Source organism: Thalassotalea sp. Y01, from assembly GCF_012932945.1.
Classification (GTDB): domain Bacteria; phylum Pseudomonadota; class Gammaproteobacteria; order Enterobacterales; family Alteromonadaceae; genus Thalassotalea_A.
On the sequence record NZ_JABBXG010000011.1, the window covers coordinates 106,967 to 124,870 of the forward strand.

Annotated in this window: 16 protein-coding genes; 6 read left to right on the forward strand and 10 right to left on the reverse strand. The window is 43.8% G+C overall.

Features of this window, described 5'->3' with window-relative positions; translation table 11 throughout:
• Window positions 1–26: 26 nt before the first annotated feature.
• The 10 genes from HII16_RS14875 to HII16_RS14920 form a co-directional block, all read right to left on the reverse strand.
• Complete coding sequence (locus HII16_RS14875) at window positions 27–1,241, reverse strand: FtsX-like permease family protein (protein WP_248289641.1); 1,215 nt, start codon at window positions 1,239–1,241, stop codon at window positions 27–29.
• A gap of 8 nt (window positions 1,242–1,249) precedes the next feature.
• Window positions 1,250–2,560: an ABC transporter permease gene (locus HII16_RS14880; RefSeq protein WP_169131336.1), complete on the reverse strand. Its 1,311-nt coding sequence runs from the start codon at window positions 2,558–2,560 to the stop codon at window positions 1,250–1,252.
• 9 nt (window positions 2,561–2,569) lie between these two features.
• Window positions 2,570–3,268 carry an ABC transporter ATP-binding protein gene (locus tag HII16_RS14885; RefSeq protein ID WP_169131338.1) on the reverse strand — a complete coding sequence of 233 codons (699 nt, stop codon included), beginning with the start codon at window positions 3,266–3,268 and terminating at the stop codon, window positions 2,570–2,572.
• A gap of 60 nt (window positions 3,269–3,328) precedes the next feature.
• Entirely contained in the window at window positions 3,329–4,606 is a 1,278-nt protein-coding gene (locus HII16_RS14890) for an efflux RND transporter periplasmic adaptor subunit (protein WP_169131340.1), read from the reverse strand.
• 168 nt (window positions 4,607–4,774) lie between these two features.
• Window positions 4,775–6,358 carry an apolipoprotein N-acyltransferase gene (gene lnt / locus HII16_RS14895; RefSeq protein WP_169131342.1) on the reverse strand — a complete coding sequence of 528 codons (1,584 nt, stop codon included), beginning with the start codon at window positions 6,356–6,358 and terminating at the stop codon, window positions 4,775–4,777.
• Between the two features lie 34 nt (window positions 6,359–6,392).
• On the reverse strand, window positions 6,393–7,268 hold the full coding sequence (locus HII16_RS14900; RefSeq protein ID WP_169131344.1) for a transporter associated domain-containing protein: 876 nt from the start codon (window positions 7,266–7,268) through the stop codon (window positions 6,393–6,395).
• 25 nt (window positions 7,269–7,293) lie between these two features.
• Window positions 7,294–7,764, reverse strand: a complete 471-nt coding sequence (gene ybeY / locus HII16_RS14905) for an rRNA maturation RNase YbeY (RefSeq protein ID WP_169131346.1) — start codon at window positions 7,762–7,764, stop codon at window positions 7,294–7,296.
• Between the two features lie 8 nt (window positions 7,765–7,772).
• Complete coding sequence (locus HII16_RS14910) at window positions 7,773–8,735, reverse strand: PhoH family protein (protein ID WP_169131374.1); 963 nt, start codon at window positions 8,733–8,735, stop codon at window positions 7,773–7,775.
• Between the two features lie 75 nt (window positions 8,736–8,810).
• Entirely contained in the window at window positions 8,811–10,253 is a 1,443-nt protein-coding gene (miaB, locus tag HII16_RS14915) for a tRNA (N6-isopentenyl adenosine(37)-C2)-methylthiotransferase MiaB (RefSeq protein WP_169131348.1), read from the reverse strand.
• 146 nt (window positions 10,254–10,399) lie between these two features.
• Entirely contained in the window at window positions 10,400–11,659 is a 1,260-nt protein-coding gene (locus tag HII16_RS14920) for an iron-containing alcohol dehydrogenase (RefSeq protein ID WP_169131350.1), read from the reverse strand.
• Between the two features lie 244 nt (window positions 11,660–11,903).
• Here HII16_RS14920 and HII16_RS14925 point away from each other — a divergent pair, with 244 nt between their 5' ends.
• From HII16_RS14925 to HII16_RS14950, 6 genes are all read left to right on the forward strand, one after another.
• The gene (locus HII16_RS14925) at window positions 11,904–13,088 is read left to right on the forward strand and encodes an FAD-dependent oxidoreductase (protein WP_248289642.1); all 1,185 of its coding nucleotides are present in this window, start codon (window positions 11,904–11,906) and stop codon (window positions 13,086–13,088) included.
• A gap of 216 nt (window positions 13,089–13,304) precedes the next feature.
• Window positions 13,305–14,237, forward strand: coding sequence for a tetratricopeptide repeat protein (locus tag HII16_RS14930; protein ID WP_169131352.1), 933 nt, complete (start codon window positions 13,305–13,307; stop codon window positions 14,235–14,237).
• A gap of 112 nt (window positions 14,238–14,349) precedes the next feature.
• On the forward strand, window positions 14,350–15,336 hold the full coding sequence (locus HII16_RS14935) for a tetratricopeptide repeat protein (RefSeq protein WP_169131354.1): 987 nt from the start codon (window positions 14,350–14,352) through the stop codon (window positions 15,334–15,336).
• A gap of 141 nt (window positions 15,337–15,477) precedes the next feature.
• Complete coding sequence (locus tag HII16_RS14940; RefSeq protein ID WP_169131356.1) at window positions 15,478–16,029, forward strand: RNA polymerase sigma factor; 552 nt, start codon at window positions 15,478–15,480, stop codon at window positions 16,027–16,029.
• Window positions 16,029–16,619 carry a hypothetical protein gene (locus tag HII16_RS14945; protein WP_169131358.1) on the forward strand — a complete coding sequence of 197 codons (591 nt, stop codon included), beginning with the start codon at window positions 16,029–16,031 and terminating at the stop codon, window positions 16,617–16,619. The genes HII16_RS14940 and HII16_RS14945 overlap by 1 nt, the downstream gene beginning before the upstream one ends.
• A 14-nt stretch (window positions 16,620–16,633) precedes the next feature.
• Window positions 16,634–17,554: a PDZ domain-containing protein gene (locus tag HII16_RS14950; RefSeq protein ID WP_169131360.1), complete on the forward strand. Its 921-nt coding sequence runs from the start codon at window positions 16,634–16,636 to the stop codon at window positions 17,552–17,554.
• Window positions 17,555–17,904 lie beyond the last annotated feature (350 nt).

Here is a 17,904-nt window from a genome sequence, read left to right on the forward strand (position 1 = left end):
TTTTTATAAAGCCTTAGTAACTTTGGCTAGGCAGTACGGGTGGCAATTGCCGGCGAAATACTGGCGGCTTTACGCGCCGGGTACAATACCGCTAGCTGGCCGACGGCATACAATACCAATACACCAGCGAACAACAGCTCACTGTTGATTGGTTTCATTGCAAAGCTACTTACCAACCACATGTTTAACGCAATCGCACCGGCTAAGCCCAAGGCGATACCAAAGGTTGAGATGATCAAGTTCTCCAGCATAAAATAACTCATTACCTGCCAACGACTGGCACCAAGTGCACGTCGAGTACCGATTTGTTTGGTACGACGGTTAATCGAAAACATCGCTAAACCAACGATACCAAAGCCGGTAATAATGGTTAGTACAGCAATCACCACGGTTAATATTTTATTAATGGCATCATGATTGCGGTAACTGCGCTCGCGAGTTTCTTCCATGGACGTTACGCGGCGAATAATTCGGCCTTTGTCGGCATCACTAAGCGCTTTTTCAACCAATGGCATGATCTCATCGCGGCGACCAGGCTCGGTACGAACGATATAGCGACCACCTTTGGTTTCCATTTGATACGGCACCAAAATTGAACGCTCAACCCCATTCCAACCATTCCACGGTGCTTGCAATGTTTTCATGATGCCGATGATTTGCATCGGCTCATCACGGTTGATAAACACGGTTTTGCCAACACTGTCTTGCCATGTTTCGGCAAATAGCGACTCCGCCATCGCTTGGGTGAGGATGATTTTCGCAGGCCACGAGGTTTTTGAACTCGGACGCCATTCAACATCACTTAATGAAAAGTTTTCACCATGAATGATCTCTACACCTAGGGTGTTAACACCATGATCATCAACCATATAAACCGCAACGCCAACCGAGTCTTGCTCTTCACCTGTTTCGGTTTGCAAGCCCATCGACCAACCACCACCACTGAGTGGAATGGCATTGATTTGCGTGGCATCAACCACGCCATCGATGTTGCGAATGATGTCTAAATCGCGTTTCAGATTGACCGGTTGGTTATAGTCGTTACTGAATATGGTATTCGATAAGTAAAAGATATTGTCTTCGTCGAGACCGCTTGGACGGCTCATTTGTTCACTACGAACCTGCATCATAAACACCGCATTAACCATAATTGTTAAGGTTAGGGCAATTTGCAGGCCGATTAACAGAGCACCAATTTTATTGCGCATAAGTGATTTTAGTATTAATGAAAATTCCTTCATGTGACCTCCTATTGCGCTTTCAGTTGTGTCGACGGTTGCACATTACATGCGCGCCACGTTGGGTATAGACCAGCCAGTAAACTGGTGACAATGGCCAAGCTAATGGCGGCGACTACCATGGTGGCATCTAAGCTGGTTAGGTTACGCAGCATATCGCCGTACAAGACATCAATACCTTTTAAGCCAAGCCATGCAAAGAATAAACCGAGTAAACCACCGGCTAAGCCGATACAACCTGACTCCACTAAGTACTGCGCAAACAAAGTACGTCTACTGGCACCGAGCGCTTGGCGCAGGCCAATTTCTGACGATTTGGACAAGAATTTTGCTAACAACAAGCCGACGGTATTGAGCAAACACACAATTAAGAACATCAATGACATTGCTGTCATCATCAAAGCATCATCGGCAACAACTTGTTGTTGCTCTAACCATTCCATAACATTACTTAAACGGTTATTTAGTGGACGTTCAAAACGACCGAAGGATTTTTGTTGCTCAACATAGGCGTTTAAGAAGCTCAGGTATTCCTGTTTTTCCTGCTCGTTGTTTAACTCCACCCAAAATTGCAGCCAAACACACTCTGAATCAAGGAATGCTTGGAAGCCATCGCCGACATTTTTCCAGCAATTGGTGTTACCACTACGACCAATTTTTTCTTCTGCAATCATCGAAAACGGCACGAAAATTTCTTCACTTTCGTTAAAGGCACCAGTAGTGATGTCATAAAAGCGTGGTACCGGTTGCCAAGTATCAATTACCCCAACGACTTTAAAAAAGTTGCCCGCGATTTTGATGCTGCGGCCAACGGAATTTTCACCACCAAATACGCGGTCGTTGGTTTCGCGGCTCAATACCACCACTTGCTCTTTGCTTAAGTCGGCTTGATGATCCCAGCCACTGCCGTAAATAAATGGCACGTCAAACATGCTAAAAAAGTCTGCCGAATTAGCACGAGCACTGACTTGAAACGGTAGGGCGTCTTTACCTTCAGGTTCAATCACCGCATTAGCTTGCGCCTGAATGCTTTGACGATAGGCTTTTTGCTGCATAAACAGGTATAAACCATCTCGATACGTTACCTGATCCGGTGGACTACCGTCGTCATTGGCGGGATTATTGACATCCCAGCTGTCCAATTGCACGTAATACAAATTGTCAGACTTATGCGGAATCGGATTCGCCGACATTAAATAGGTGACGGTGACTGTGGTCATTGAGGCGCCAATCCCAAGAGCAATGGCAACAATCATTAAGGCACTCATGCCCCAATGTTTGATAATGCTGATACGAGCCAGCTTTAAATAATAGAGAAACATTATCTTCTCCTAAGCGCTGGCAGCAGATTGGTTAACAACCACGTCTAATTCGCTGACGCGGCCATCTTTAATTTGGATTTTACGCTTGGCACGATTGGCCAATTCATTGTCATGAGTCACCATAATAATGGTGGTGCCTTGAGCGTTAATGTCTTCGAGTAATTCCATAACACCTTGTGCCATTTGCGTATCTAAGTTACCGGTTGGCTCATCCGCCAATAAAAAGCGTGGGTGCGTGGCAAGGGCGCGGGCAATGGCAACACGTTGCTGTTGACCACCAGATAGTTGGCTTGGCAAATGCTTCATACGGTTACTTAAGCCAACCATTTCTAAATAATGCTCAATACGCTGTTTGCGTTCTTTGCTGCTCAATGACTGATAGCGCAATGGCACATCAACGTTATCAAACAGGTTAAGATCAGGAATCAAGTTAAAGCTCTGAAAAATGAAGCCTATTTTTTCATTACGAATGCGTGAACGTTGGTTGTCGTTCAAGCTGCCAATATCAATGTCATCAAGAGAGTATTGACCGGAGCTAAATTGTTCGAGCATACCAGCGATGTTTAAAAACGTGGTTTTACCTGAACCCGACGGGCCGGTCACACTGATAAAGTCGCCTTCATTAACCTGCAGGTGAAAATCGCGCAGGGCGTGGGTTTGAACCTCGTTGGTGCGAAACACCTTGTTGATGTCTTTCATGGTTAACATAGTCTTTCCTCGTTTATTATTACTGAGCCGTATTGTTGTTATCGTGCTCGTGCGTAAAGCTTATTGGGTGAGCATTACTTGCTCAGCATTTTCAAATATATCGGTACCCGAGATGACTATTTGGTCACCAATGGTCAGGCCCTCAACAATCTCTACTTTGCTCAAACTGCGAGCGCCGGTTTTAATTGAGCGTTTAATGGCGATACCATCTTTAACGACATAGGCAAAACGTCCGTTGGAGCTGTCTAAGAACTGGCCGCGACGTACCTGCAATACATCATCGCGACGTTCAAGCAGTATGCGGGTGTTAAGGCGTTGGTTTTGGCGCAAGCCGCGAGGTACTTGCTCCTCAAAACGCACTCGCCCGGTAACCTGGTTATCCAGTATTTCGGGGGAAATTGTTACCAAGCGAGCACGATAAGGTTGCTGTGAAAACTGCACTTCAACGTCCATTCCCAGCAGCAAATCATCAGCGTAAGATTCTGGAACAGCGACTTCAACTTCAAACTGGCTTAAATCAACGACCATTAATATCGCTTGATTTTTGGCTAAATAGGTTTTGTTTTCGACATTAAGGTTACCGACAATACCATTGACTGGAGAGGCGACTTTCAACGCATTGACTTGGCGCTGCAAATCATTAACCAACAAGGTTTGGCGCTGAATATCGAGGCGCAAACTTTGTAAATCAAAATCCATCGATTCTTTTGCTAATTGCGCATCGCTGACCGCATGATCAAATTGCAACTTGGCATTGGCGAGATCATCTTGGGCTTTCTCAAAGTCGATTTGGCTAATGGCGTGTTTAGAATAGGCTTGATCGGCGCGACGCTTTTCCCGGGTGGCGGTGGTTAATGCGACCTGAGCTAAATCAACGGCCTTTTTGTCAAACAATTGTTGTTTTTTACTTTGGATGGTTTGACGTTTTAAACCGGTTTGTAAATTTTGCAAACTGGCTTGTTCTTGATCAAAGCGGCTGGTCAGTTCTGGGCTGTCAATCTCGGCCAAAATATCGCCTTGTTTGACTTCGCTACCGGCATCAATTGTAAAAGTTATCGTGCCTTCAGCCGGAGCATAAAGCGTCGGACTAACAGCGGCGACAACGCGACCTTGTACCGACACATCGCGCACAAAGTCGGTTATTTCAACACTGGCAAGTCGTACCCGTTTTAATGGAATCGAGCGATCGGTTTGGCTCCACTTGGCCACAGCAGGGCTAAGCAGATAAAACATGGCGACAAATGTCATGATTACACCGGCGGCAATAAGCCATCGTCGGTGCATTGAGTTTGAGGTCGCCAGGACCTCGTCTTGCGAGCTGGTATCAGCTAGTTTCATATTTCCCCCTGAATCCTTGTCAGCAGAGCACATGTCTGTCCGACAACGACAAATATCACTGGATAGTGAACATTATTTATTTAGTCGCAGGGAAATCGAAAAAGGTTGAGTTTTTTTTACAAAAATTTAACAGTTAGGTTGAAAATAACAATAAAACATTGTTTTTAATTAGGAATTTTCTGTGTTCTGTTTGTTGCTGCGGCGCTTTAATTGCCACAAACGGGCAACAAAACAAAGTATAAGCAACCATACCAAAATCTTATGAAGGGTTTTGCCATACTCGCCATATAAGGTTTGACCGCTGACTTTGTTGACGCTGGTCGACAAAATACTTTCGGTGAATTGCGGAACGTCGGCAATGATTTGACCGTGATGATCAATAACCGCGGTGAGGCCATTATTGGTCGCTCGAATGACCGGCTTAGCAAATTCAAGGGCGCGCATGCGGGCAATTTCTAGGTGCTGATGTGGGCCATGTGAGTCACCAAACCAAGCATCATTGCTGATGGTAAGTATGGCATCGGTGTGATCTCTAAGGTTGGCCGACAGCTGATTTGGAAACACAATTTCAAAACAAATCAATGGCAGTAAGCGAATATCATTGGCTTGCAAGTTGGTTTGCACAAAATCGCCTCGGCTAAAGGAAGACATCGGCAAATTAAAAAATGGTGCAATCGGCCTTAATAAATCGCCAAAGGGCACAAACTCACCAATCGGTAATAAATGGTGCTTGCTGTATTGGTTGCTGTTACCGAAATAATAACCGCCTTTGTCATCGCCTTGCGATTTATTGCCCATGACAATAATGCTGTTATAAAATTGGCGATTTTCTAAATTGTAATTGATGATACCCGTGATCAAACTGCTGTCATTAAGGTGGGCTTGTTCATTCACATATCGCAATGTTTCTTGTGCCAGTGGCTCAACCCGTGGTATCGCCGCTTCAGGCCAAATGACGACATCATGATCTTTATATAAATCGCTGCTGTTGTTGATATACAGGTCAATGATATTTTGCTCTGCTTCGTCATCCCAACGCAATTCTTGTTTGATGTTGCCTTGCACTAAGGCTGTGGTAAAGCTGTCGCCGGTGCTTTGAGTGAAGCTAAATTGCGGGCTGACTATCAGGCTTACTGCAATGAGTACTAGGCTGATTATGGCGAGTTTGTGTTTTGGTTTGACTATCAATAAACATAGACTGGCGCAGCTAAGCATTACCATGACACTGATGCCAACCTCACCCATTATCGGCGCGAGGGCTGCAAAGGGGCTGTCTATTTGACTGTAACCTATGGATAACCACGGAAACCCAGTCAATACAAAACTGCGTAGGTATTCAGTCACTAACCAGCTGATGGCTAAGACCATCAGATTAACTTTGTTTTGTCCGGTCAATTTGGCTGCCAACCAACCACTCAGAGCTGGGTAAATAGCTAAATAGCCACACAATAGTAGCATTAAGAATAATGAGGCGAGCAAGGGCATACCGCCAAACTGCTCAATCGATACATGCACCCAACTGATGCCAAAAGAGAAATATCCAAAGCCCCAAGCGTAGCTCAATTGGCTGGCTCGACGGGCACTTTGTTGATGTACTTGTGAAAACCATAACACCACTGACAGCAGAGCCAGTGGCCAATAACCATATGGCGCAAATGCCAAGGTGGCGAGCGCGCCACTTAGATAACAAAACAGCAGAGCCAATAGTTTATGGTTTATCTGAAAACGAGTTATTTGCTCTGCTATTATCATTTATGGTTATTTTTATGGGGTTAATGAATAAGCGTTAATCCGCTAGTTTACCGTTTATGGTGTGTCCGTCCGGCACGGTTACTTGCATTTGCTGTATGCGACGACGGTCACAACTGACCACTTTAAATTTGAATTTATCAAGTGAGGTACTCTCACCTCGTTTTGGCATATGACCAAAGCCGTGAATCACAATACCACCAATGGTATCCGCTTCTTCTTCATTAAAGCCAGAATTGAAGTACTCGTTAAAGTCTTCGAGTTCAGTCAGGGCTTTAACTTGATAGACGTTGCCGCTTAAGTGGCGAATTTCACGCTCGAGCATATCGTCATGCTCGTCTTCAATTTCACCAACGATAAGCTCAAGGATATCTTCAATGGTTACCAAACCTGACACGCCGCCGTATTCATCGACAACGATGGCCATATGGTAACGTTCTTGACGAAACTCTTTTAGCAGCGGTTCAACCTTTTTGCTTTCAGGAATGATCATTGCTGGTCGCAATAAATCGGCGATACAAAGTTCACTGGCTTCTTTACTGAACGCATAAGGCAGTAAATCTTTGGCAAGCAACATGCCTTCAATATGATCGATGTCTTCATTGGTTACCGGAAAACGCGAATGCGCCGAATCAATCATGGTTGGCAAAAACTCTTCAATGGTCTGCGAAATATCGACAGTAACCATGTGCGAACGTGGGATCATGATGTCGCGCACGCGCATATCACTGACTTCTAGAACGCCTTCAAGCATTTGCTTGGTAGAAGGTTTGATTAGATCTCGGTCGGTAGCATCAACGAGTACGTCGACCAATTCTTCTTTGCTTTGCGGCTCCCCGGTAAAAACCTGAACAAGTTTTTCCATTAAGGTTTTCGAAGAGCCGTTGGTAGACTGGGAGTTGTCGTCGCTCATAGAGCAGTTGTATATCCTGTTTAAGTTAATCATCAGAAGCGATATATGGATTAGAGATACCGAGTTCGGCCAATAATTTTATTTCAATCGCTTCCATCTCATTTGCGTCATCTTCGTTTATATGATCAAAGCCTAATAAATGCAAGCATCCGTGAATGATCATATGTGCCCAGTGAGCAAATAGGGGTTTGTTTTGTTGTTTGGCTTCGTGTTCCACCACATCAGCACACACCACTAGGTCACCGAGTAAGTCCAGTTCAATGCCTTCTGGCACTTCAAATGGGAACGACAATACATTGGTTGGCTTGTCTTTGCCTCGGTATTGGTGATTGAGTTGTTGTGATTCTTCACTGCTAACCATACGGATGGTTAGCTCAAATGGTTTGTTATAACTTGCCAGTGCTGCGTCAGCCCAGTGTTGCAATTGTTCGGCATTAGGCAGCTCGCTATTATCGCAAGCGACCTGAATATCAATACATATATTTTCAGAAGGCATGGCAGGTATTAACTGTGTTGGCTGTCGTGGCGTTCGTATGCTTCAACGATGCGCGCAACAACGGCGTGGCGAACCACGTCTTTGGCTTGGAAATAGTTAAAGCTAATACCTTTGATGTTATCAAGCACTTCAATCGCGTGACGCAAACCGCTGCGTTGACCGCGCGGTAAATCTACTTGCGTAATATCACCGGTGATCACGGCTTTCGAGTTAAAGCCGATACGGGTAAGGAACATTTTCATTTGCTCAACCGTAGTATTTTGGCTTTCATCAAGAATAATAAAGGCATCGTTTAAGGTTCGGCCTCGCATATACGCCAATGGCGCGACTTCGATAACGTTACGTTCGATCAGTTTTTCAACTTTTTCAAAACCAAGCATTTCAAATAATGCGTCATACAGAGGACGTAAGTATGGGTCAACTTTTTGACTTAAATCGCCTGGCAAGAAGCCGAGTTTTTCACCGGCTTCAACCGCTGGTCGTGTCAGTAAAATACGACGAATTTCTTGACGTTCTAAGGCATCAACCGCACACGCAACCGCTAAGTATGTTTTACCGGTACCCGCAACACCAACACCAAAGCTGATGTCATTGGTTAGTACGTTTTGCACATATTCCGACTGGTTATCATTACGAGGTTTGATGATGCCACGTTTGGTTTTGATGGTGACCATTTGCTCGTATTGCTCAGCATTGTCACTGTTATCTTGTTCAAGCACGTTAATTTCGGTCATAGCCAAGTGCAAATCTTCAGCAGAAATGCTGCCAACCTTACCTTTTACCGGCGACGTCATCACATACAAATCTTTGAGCAGTTTGACTACAGCGGTACAAACTTGTTCTTTACCGTGCACTTTAAATTTATTGCCACGATAGTTGACTTCAACACCAAAACGGCGTTCGATTTTACGAAGGTTGTCATCTAAAGGACCGCATAGATTCGCCAGACGATTATTGTCCAGCGGTTCCATATTAACTTCGTGGCTGTGCTTGGTGTCGTTGCCCGTTGTGCTCAAAATAGTCTCTTTTCAGTCAAGTGATGCTGATTAAGGGGTGAACGTCGCAACACCTAGCTCGTCAACGCCGTGACGTGTCGTGTTGTGATGTTGGTTTGCCAAAATATCGGCCGGAGAATGGGCAATACGTAAACCCATTTCATCTTCGGTGCGAACCAGCTTACCACGTAATGAGTTGGCATATACGTCGGTAATTTCAACGTCAACAAATTGGCCAATGACAGTATGTGGTGCTTCGAAGTTGACGATACGGTTGTTCTCAGTACGACCACGCAACTCCATTGGGTTCTTTTTCGAAGGACCTTCAACCAAGATGCGTTGTTCGGTACCTAACATGCGACGCGCGTGCTGTAAGGCTTGTGAATTAACACGATCTTGTAAAATTTGCAGGCGCTGCTTCTTCTCGTTTTCAGAAACATCATCCACTGCATCCGCTGCAGGCGTACCCGGCCGTGCGCTGTATATAAAGCTAAAGCTTAAATCAAAATCAATGGCTTTGATTAAGTTCATGGTTGCTTCAAAGTCATCGCTGCTTTCGCCTGGGTAGCCGATGATAAAGTCAGATGACATAGCTATGTCAGGGCGAACACGACGTAATGCACGAATCTTAGATTTGTATTCTAATGCCGTATGGCCACGCTTCATCATGGTTAAAATGCGATCGGAACCACTTTGTACTGGCAAGTGCAAATGACTTACCAATTCAGGTATGTCTGCATAGGCGTCTATGATATCGTCAGTAAATTCAACAGGATGTGACGTGGTGTAACGAACACGGTCAATACCATCAATGGTTGCAACCAAACGCAATAGATCAGAGAAACGACAAACACCGCCATCGTGAGTTTCGCCACGAAATGCGTTAACGTTTTGACCTAATAGGTTTACTTCACGTACACCTTGCTCTGCTAATTGAGCTATTTCGTACAACACATCGTCAAGAGGACGAGACACTTCTTCACCGCGGGTATACGGCACAACACAGAAAGTACAGTATTTAGAACAGCCTTCCATAATAGAGACAAAGGCAGTTGGGCCTTCTGCTTTTGGCTCTGGCAGGCGATCGAATTTTTCAATTTCAGGGAAACTTACGTCAACAACGGACTTTTCGTCGCTGTTTACGGTGTTGATCATCTCTGGCAAACGGTGCAAGGTTTGAGGGCCAAACACGATGTCTACAAATGGTGCACGTTGGCGAATCGCGTCACCTTCTTGTGAAGCAACACAGCCACCAACACCAATGATCAAATCTGGCTTGTCGTTTTTCATGGTTTTCCAACGACCAAGCTGATGAAATACTTTTTCTTGAGCTTTTTCACGGATAGAGCAGGTATTTAGTAGTAATACATCTGCGTCTTCCGGCTCGCTTACTTCTACGAAACCGTGGGTAGAATCTAGTAAATCGGCCATCTTTTGCGAGTCATACTCGTTCATCTGACAGCCCCAGGTTTTAATGTAAAGCTTCTTACTCATTCGAAATTTTGCCCAAATATCTATTGCTAAGTTAATCATTAATTAAAGTTGCAAGTGATATTGAGGAATAAACACTTCGCCAACTTTAATCTAAAGGGGGCGTATTTTACTCTTTCTTCACATGATCTGCCAGCATTGGCCACGTATTAATTTGTAACTATTTCGTTAACATCGGGCTTTGGCTTGCATTGTTCGCTGTTAGCTAACAAACTCTTGACCAAATCACATGCTTCTTGCTCGTCTAAATAACGAGGTAGGGCATACAGAAAATGGGCTTCTTTTAACGCCGCTTTGGCGATATCTGCACAGTCATGGCGTTGCAGTTCGGCAACTTGAGCGGGAATATCGAGTTGTTGGCACAAGGCGTCAACTTGACCGATAAATTGTTCCGCCCCTTTGCGTTGGTCGTACTCTTCAATACCTATCACGTTGGCTAAATGCGCGAATCGTTGTTGGCAGGTCTGTTGATTAAGACGCAACACCCGAGTTAATACCATGGCATTGGCTAGGCCATGCGGGATATGGTAGTACGCACCTAATTGGTGGGCGACCGCGTGAACATAGCCAACACCTGCTTTATTGAATGCCAGACCGGCATAATAGGATGCCAAAGCCATATTTTCGCGAGCGTTAATATCATCAGGTGTTTCGGCGCAGGTGGTTAAATTGGCAAAAATAAGACGCACAGCGGCTAGTGCATAGCGGTCGGTTTCGGCACTAGCGTTTTTTGAGGTGTAAGCTTCAATCGCGTGAGTAAGCGCATCCATACCAGTTGCAGCAGTGATCGCCTTAGGTAAACCTGTCATTAGCTTGGCATCTAGTGCGGCAACATCACAGCAAATTGCTGGCGATATAATCGGGTACTTTTGCCCACCTTTATGGTTACTTACTACCGCAATCATGGTCGCTTCTGAGCCTGTACCTGCAGTCGTTGGCATAACATACAGAGGCAAGCCTTTGCGCCAAATTTTTAACATGCCACGACATGCTCGGATGGTGAAAGAGTCAACACGCTTTTGCTTGGCCAATGCGGCAATCATTTTAGAGGCATCAATAACCGAGCCACCGCCAATGGCGAGTACCAATTCACAGTCATTGTGTTGCAGTGCTTTGATACCTTTTACAATCACCTTTTCGTCGGGGTCAGGCATGATGTCAGCAAAGATGACCACATCGATACCGCTGTCTTTGAGTTGCTGTTCAATCGAGTCAATCATGCCCAGTTCAGCTAAGCCACTATCGGTCACTATGAGCACTCGTTTGCTGCCTTGAGTAATGATCAAATTGAGCAACTTTTGTGCGCTATCTGCGCCGCAAAGCAATAATGGTTTAGGGATGTTTAGCAGCTTGCCGGCAACTTTTAAGGTGAAGGCAATAAGCTTATATATGCTGGTTGGAAGGGTCATTGTTATCAATTAATTATAAAAATTTTCAACACTTTAGCGTTTTACGGCGAACTTGTAAATTTATCATCTTGTAGACTAAGTTTGTCCGGTTTATTTATCCGTATAGTTGTCAGTTCACTGGCATCATTTAATACAATTAAATCATTATTCCCTTGGCGAAAAATGCTTGCTTGGTTACAATCGATAGATAACAACAGGTTAGGCTGTGTGCATAACAGCTAAACATGGCATAAGAGACAAGATCTTGAACGAGCAATACGTATCACATACCGACTGTTTGATTGTTGGCGCAGGCATGATTGGTGCAAGTACGGCACTGGCGTTGGCCGAGCTGGGCTTGAAAGTGACCATTATCGAGCGATTTGCTGCCAAAGCTTATGAGCAAAGCCAACCTTTTGATCTTCGTGTTTCCGCTATTTCATTAGCCTCTGAGCAATTATTACAACAGCTTGGCGCTTGGCAAGGCATTGAGCGCATGCGCAGCTGTGTATATAAACGTCTCGGTGTTTGGGAAGACGAGCTATCTTATGCAGAATTTAATGCCGATGAAATAAGCCAAAGCCATCTTGGGCATATTATCGAAAACCGTGTTATTCAATTATCGTTGTGGCAACAAATGCTGCATAACGACAACATCACCGTATTGTGCCCAGAAACACTTATCAGCTACGAACAACACCAAGATGGCATTAGTGTTGAGCTTGAGAAATTGCGTTTTAACTGTTCATTACTGATAGCTGCCGATGGTGCAAATTCACAAGTTAGGCAATTAGCTGGTATCGGTATCACAGGTTGGGATTATCAGCAAAGTGCTATGTTGATCAATGTTGAAACCGAACTTGACCAACAAGATATTACCTGGCAAAAATTCGTGCCTAGCGGACCTCTGGCATTTTTGCCGATGCCTGGTAACAGCGCGTCATTAGTTTGGTATCAACAAAAAGATGAAATCAAGCGATTATCGACGTTGTCTAATGTCCAGCTTGAACAAGAAATTGCGCGACAGTTTCCTGACCGACTGGGCAAAGTGACAGTGATAGATAAGGGCGCATTTCCGCTCACTCGCCGTCATGCCAATCAATATGTCAAAGGTAATGTGGTGTTACTCGGTGACGCTGCCCACACGATTAACCCGTTAGCTGGCCAAGGGGTTAATTTGGGCTTTAAAGACGTTGCTGCACTGCAAATGGTTATAGCCAAGGCGATAGGTTCTGGTGAGAATTATCAAAGCCATCAAGTATTGCAACGATATGAAAAATCTCGTCGTGCTGACAACCTAATGATGATGTCTGGAATGGATGCCATTTATAGCACCTTTTCAAATCCATCCCTGCCCATAAAATTGCTTAGAAACCTTGGTTTGTTTGCAGCCCATAGAGCACCTTTGTTGAAATCTCGTGCCTTAAAATATGCTTGTGGTCTGGCATAAATAACTCCCCGCTTTGCGCTTTCGTGCGTTATTTTCTAAATTTTAAATAGGCAAGGTTCACTTTTACTGCGCAAAACAACTAGAAAAGTAGTGGAAGTGTTTGTTTTATTTATATTATTTGTAACCTTTTGTTGAATACGCTTGTCTAGCTAAAAAAGCCCGCACTGTAATATTGCTGATAACGGCAATGTAATGAAATGCATTAGGAGATGAAGCATGAAAGCTGTTGTATACAATACAATGTTATTTTTAATCGTGAGTGCTATAGCGATGAGCAGCGATGCCCTTGCCAATAAACACTTTGTAAACATCCCAAACTGTGACAGCGAAGAATGCCTGCATTACTTTAAAGAATATAAACGTAAAACCCGAGAGGGTTATGCAGATGCCATGGAAACCTTAGCCAGTTTTTATCACGTTGGTTATGGCACTGAAGTAAATTTGGAGTTGGCGCTTAAATGGTATAAACGTGCGGCAAAATATTTCAGTGTTGTAGGTTCTTATAAAGCCGGCGTGTTTTTATTAACCGAGCCTGATTATTACGATTTTGAGCAAGGGGTTTCCTATCTGAAAAAAGCTGGTCGAGCAAAGTATGGTGACGCCAACTATCTCTTGACCGTAATCTATACCAGTGAGGAATTTATTGACGCTGATTATCAAAAGGCAGATAAGTGGCTAACATATGCTTTGCAGGGAAAGCATGACAAATCCATTGCCTATTGCAAATACATGCTTGCCAATAATGTGATGACCGAACAACGATTCTCGGCTGCTTATGAGTTGTGTCAAAAAGCGCAAATTAAACCAGTAACAAACACCACCGAAAAAATTGCTAACGCGCAGCAATCAGTACCTATAAATGAGAGTGATTCGAACACCTCAAGCGTAATCGCACAAGCCGATTCTGACGACGCGGCACCGAAAGGTGAGATGGAGGTGATTGAAGTAACGCCAATGTCATTGCCCGAAATGTTTGAAGCGGATCTCGCTTATCTGAAAAACGTTATCGCCGAAAAACGCCGGATGACCACTGGCTCTCGTATCTACCGCCGTCCATGCTCACTCACCCTGTCTTGTAGTGAAATGCAAATGGATGAATTTGCTCGAATTCGCAATACGTCTGGTGCCGGTATGCTAAATGGAAATTAGCATACTTTCTAAAATAACATTTTTGTTAGGTGTAACTCTTTGTCTGTATTTGCTGTCTAGCTAATTAACACCACAGTCGTGGCTGACAATGAAATCGGACAAGGAGTTAACGATGAAAAGTAAGTTACTAAGTGCATTAATGTTGTTATTGCTGGGCGCGTTGGTAATGGGCATGAGTGCACCTTCTTGTGCGCAATCAACGAGCAAGTTACCAACCATTCCGGCATGTGATACTGAGCGATGTATGTACTACTTTAGTGAGTATAAGCGTCGCACACGTGAAGGTTATGCTGATGCCATGGAAACCTTGGCGAGCTTTTATCATGTTGGTTATGGTACCGAGCGTAATCTAACGTTGGCGTTAAAGTGGTACAAACGAGCGGCAAAATATCATAGCGTGGTTGGTGCCTACAAAGCAGGCTTGTTTATGCTAACCGAACAAGACTACTTAGATACCGATCAGGCGATAAAATATTTAAAAAAAGCGGGTCGCAGACAATACCCTAACGCGAACTACATTTTGGCGTTAATCTACAGTCAAGGACAGTACATTGATACAGACTTTTCCCAAGCAGATCACTGGCTTTCGTATGCATTGTCGGCGAATCATCAACGCTCGATGGAATATTGCCAAACACTAATGATTGATAACGTATTAACCGAACAAAACTTTCCTGACTCATTTGCATTGTGCCCTAGCAATGCAATATCTCGAGTACAGCCCACCAGTAGCTATGCCAGTAAACAGTCAACAGAGCCACAAACCATATCGATAAATTTAACTTCAAACAATCAACAGACTCAATCGAGTCCCTATCAAGCGCCTAGCAATCACAGCGATATGGAAGTGATTGAGGTGAATCCTGGTTCGTTGCCTGAGCTGTTTGATCAAGACTTAGCGTCAATGAAATTTTATGTCGCCGAAAAACGTCGTCAGCAAACTGGGCATCACATTTTGCGAAGACCGTGTTCATTAACTCTATCTTGTTATGAGATGTCGAAAGAAGAGTTGATTCGCCTACGAGGTATGCAAGGGGCGGGTATGTTAGGTAATCGAGGGACACAAGTGCCACGATTACCCGCAGGCGTTGGTAATTGATATTTTATAACGTGCTGATATTTCAAGATTTAAGTGTAATATAAAGAGAGGTGGGTAAATATTGACAAAAATAACCAGTCAATGTGTAACCCTTTTCTTTAAGTCACCGTCTAGTTAAGTATCAGGAAAGAAAAAGAAGACATGGCAAGAGTGGGTGGATTTTCAGATTGCATTGAAATACAGGTAATTGAAAAAGCCAAAGCAGGTGATGTATCGGCCTTTGAGGTCATATATCGGCAATATTCACAAGCCTGTTTTCAGCTTGCCTTACGTATGTGTGCAAATAGGGCACTAGCTCAAGATATTACTCAGGAAGTTTTTGTTAAAGTGTTTCGAAAATTATCCACCTATCACGGTAATGGTTCTTTTGCCGGCTGGCTTAGACAAATAGCGGTTCGAGAAAGTTTGAACCGCTTGCGAGTTAAAAAGGACGAGTCTCCACTTGAAGAAGAATCAATTCGCAGTGATGACTTATTCAACAGTGAATGGGTCTTAGCTCAACGTGATCTCACCTCGTTACTTTCTAACCTTCCGGGTAATTATCGCAGTGTTCTTATTTTGCACGAAGTAGAAGGGTTTACCCATCAGGAAATTGCTGAAATGTTAGATAAATCAGTGAGCTTTTCAAAAGTAACCTTGCTTAGAGCCTATAAAAAGTTACAAGCCATGGTCGTCAATGAGGAGGCTAAATAATGCATTTAAGTGATGATCAAATTATTGAACCGAATGCGCTGGAGTTGCGTCATTTAGAACATTGTGATGTTTGTCTGCAAAGGCAGCAACATTTGCGAGGTATTCGCCAATCATTGGCGACAAGCTTTGACCAAGACGCATTGCCTGAGCCGATATGGCAAAACATTAAACAGGCAATTGAGCAGCCACAACAGTCAGCATCGACAGAGCAACAACCTAACAATAAAGTCACAAACGGTTGGCGTAATTTAGCTTTAGCATTAGCGGCCAGTTTAGTACTGGTTGTTATGGTGCCACAAGTAATGGACTCGACACCGCAGCAAGATCCAGTTGAACTTACCCTTACTCAGTTGATTGAGCAAAACCAGTTGTTGCAAAGCCAATTGCAATTGGCTGTGGAAGAGAAAAGTCTGTCTGATGTGCAATTACAAATGCTCTATTTCAAACTCGATGAAATCGACAGAAGCTTACAGTTTTTATATTCTCAACAAGGTGCGAAAGATGAAAAAACCGCCTTGTGGGAAAAGCGCAAACAGTTAATTAACAAAACGTTATCCAGTAAAAAGGAAAACAAAGTTGGAAAAATATAAAGTAGGAGCTGAGCATGCTTAGCAGTGCAAAAATAATAGTCGCGAGTATGGTTGCCTTGGTCTGTTCTTCGAACGTCTTGGCATCAGATAACTACCCTGTGAGCACAGAATCTAAAGTTTTGCTTGAGCAACTTGCAACCGACATACAAGCAACATTGAGATTAGTGGCTGAGAAGGAAAAAGCGGCAGGTAATAACGTTGAAGAATTTCAATACGTGATCACTAAACCGAGACAAGAATTTACTAACCTTGGTTTAACCGTTGATTTAAGTAATGCCGACAAAGGTTTTCGAGTGCTGTCGGTAACCCCGGGCAGTGCCGCGCAGTCTTTGGCCATCAAAAGTAATGACCACCTGCTTGCAATAAACGGGCAGCCTGTGAATAGTGCTAATCATCAACAGGCGATGAGCGAATTTTTATCGGTAAAGCCAGGACAAACCTTGGCACTAGACATTGTTAGCGGTAATGAGCGTAAAACCGTGTCGACCAAGTTATCTGGTCAGTATGTACCAGAATTTACTCTGGCGTTAGGGCCAAACGTTTTAGCGGCACAACTCGCAGAGCCAGCTCAACTTGTAAACAGTAATCAATGTGGTTTCGTATCGGTATTTTTTAAGCCACCTAGCAGTAAAGAATATCATCCTGCAATTTTTACTAAGGTCGATGGCGATCATCGTATACGCGATCGAACCAGTGTAAAGCTAGCGGTTGGCCGCCATGAAATTTATGTACTCGAAGCAATTGATATCAATAGCTTTAATGTGCGTTCGACACCAAACAAAAAACCTAAAAAAATCATTATCGATGTCAAAGCAAATACGGTTTATCATCTTGGGGCAGAGTTCTTTAGGGATAAAAAGTACAAGGTTAGCAGTAATGAATACTGGCAGCCGGTGATTTGGAAGCAGTCTGAGAAAGAGTGTGAATTGGATTAGGTGCGAAGGGCTAAGGGTTAAGAGCCAAGGACTAAGGGCTAAGGTTCTAGGGACTAGGGGCTAGAATTTAGGGAAGTTTAGCCACGCTGTTTTTCAGACATAAAAAAAGCTTTAAAGGATATTTCTAATGAAACACGCTTTAAAGCTTTCGATACATCGCCATTAATTAAAATGGTGCGCGTGAGGTTTTGCAGAGACTTGAAAGTTCAAGTCTATCTGCGCTGTTTTTCAGACATAAAAAAACTTTAAAGGATATTTCTAATGAAACACGCTTTAAAGCTTTCTATACATCGCCATTAATTAAAATGCTGCGCGTGAGGTTTTGCAGAGACTTGAAAGTTCAAGTCTAT

Excerpts from the sequence above, each read along its gene's own strand:
- HII16_RS14875 (WP_248289641.1), bottom strand. The coding sequence starts at position 1,241 with ATGAAGGAATTTTCATTAATACTAAAATCACTTATGCGCAATAAAATT.
- HII16_RS14880 (WP_169131336.1), bottom strand. The coding sequence starts at position 2,560 with ATGTTTCTCTATTATTTAAAGCTGGCTCGTATCAGCATTATCAAACAT.
- HII16_RS14885 (WP_169131338.1), bottom strand. The coding sequence starts at position 3,268 with ATGTTAACCATGAAAGACATCAACAAGGTGTTTCGCACCAACGAGGTT.
- HII16_RS14890 (WP_169131340.1), bottom strand. The coding sequence starts at position 4,606 with ATGAAACTAGCTGATACCAGCTCGCAAGACGAGGTCCTGGCGACCTCA.
- lnt (WP_169131342.1), bottom strand. The coding sequence starts at position 6,358 with ATGATAATAGCAGAGCAAATAACTCGTTTTCAGATAAACCATAAACTA.
- HII16_RS14900 (WP_169131344.1), bottom strand. The coding sequence starts at position 7,268 with ATGAGCGACGACAACTCCCAGTCTACCAACGGCTCTTCGAAAACCTTA.
- ybeY (WP_169131346.1), bottom strand. The coding sequence starts at position 7,764 with ATGCCTTCTGAAAATATATGTATTGATATTCAGGTCGCTTGCGATAAT.
- HII16_RS14910 (WP_169131374.1), bottom strand. The coding sequence starts at position 8,735 with ATGGAACCGCTGGACAATAATCGTCTGGCGAATCTATGCGGTCCTTTA.
- miaB (WP_169131348.1), bottom strand. The coding sequence starts at position 10,253 with ATGAGTAAGAAGCTTTACATTAAAACCTGGGGCTGTCAGATGAACGAG.
- HII16_RS14920 (WP_169131350.1), bottom strand. The coding sequence starts at position 11,659 with ATGACCCTTCCAACCAGCATATATAAGCTTATTGCCTTCACCTTAAAA.
- HII16_RS14930 (WP_169131352.1), top strand. The coding sequence starts at position 13,305 with ATGAAAGCTGTTGTATACAATACAATGTTATTTTTAATCGTGAGTGCT.
- HII16_RS14935 (WP_169131354.1), top strand. The coding sequence starts at position 14,350 with ATGAAAAGTAAGTTACTAAGTGCATTAATGTTGTTATTGCTGGGCGCG.
- HII16_RS14940 (WP_169131356.1), top strand. The coding sequence starts at position 15,478 with ATGGCAAGAGTGGGTGGATTTTCAGATTGCATTGAAATACAGGTAATT.
- HII16_RS14945 (WP_169131358.1), top strand. The coding sequence starts at position 16,029 with ATGCATTTAAGTGATGATCAAATTATTGAACCGAATGCGCTGGAGTTG.
- HII16_RS14950 (WP_169131360.1), top strand. The coding sequence starts at position 16,634 with ATGCTTAGCAGTGCAAAAATAATAGTCGCGAGTATGGTTGCCTTGGTC.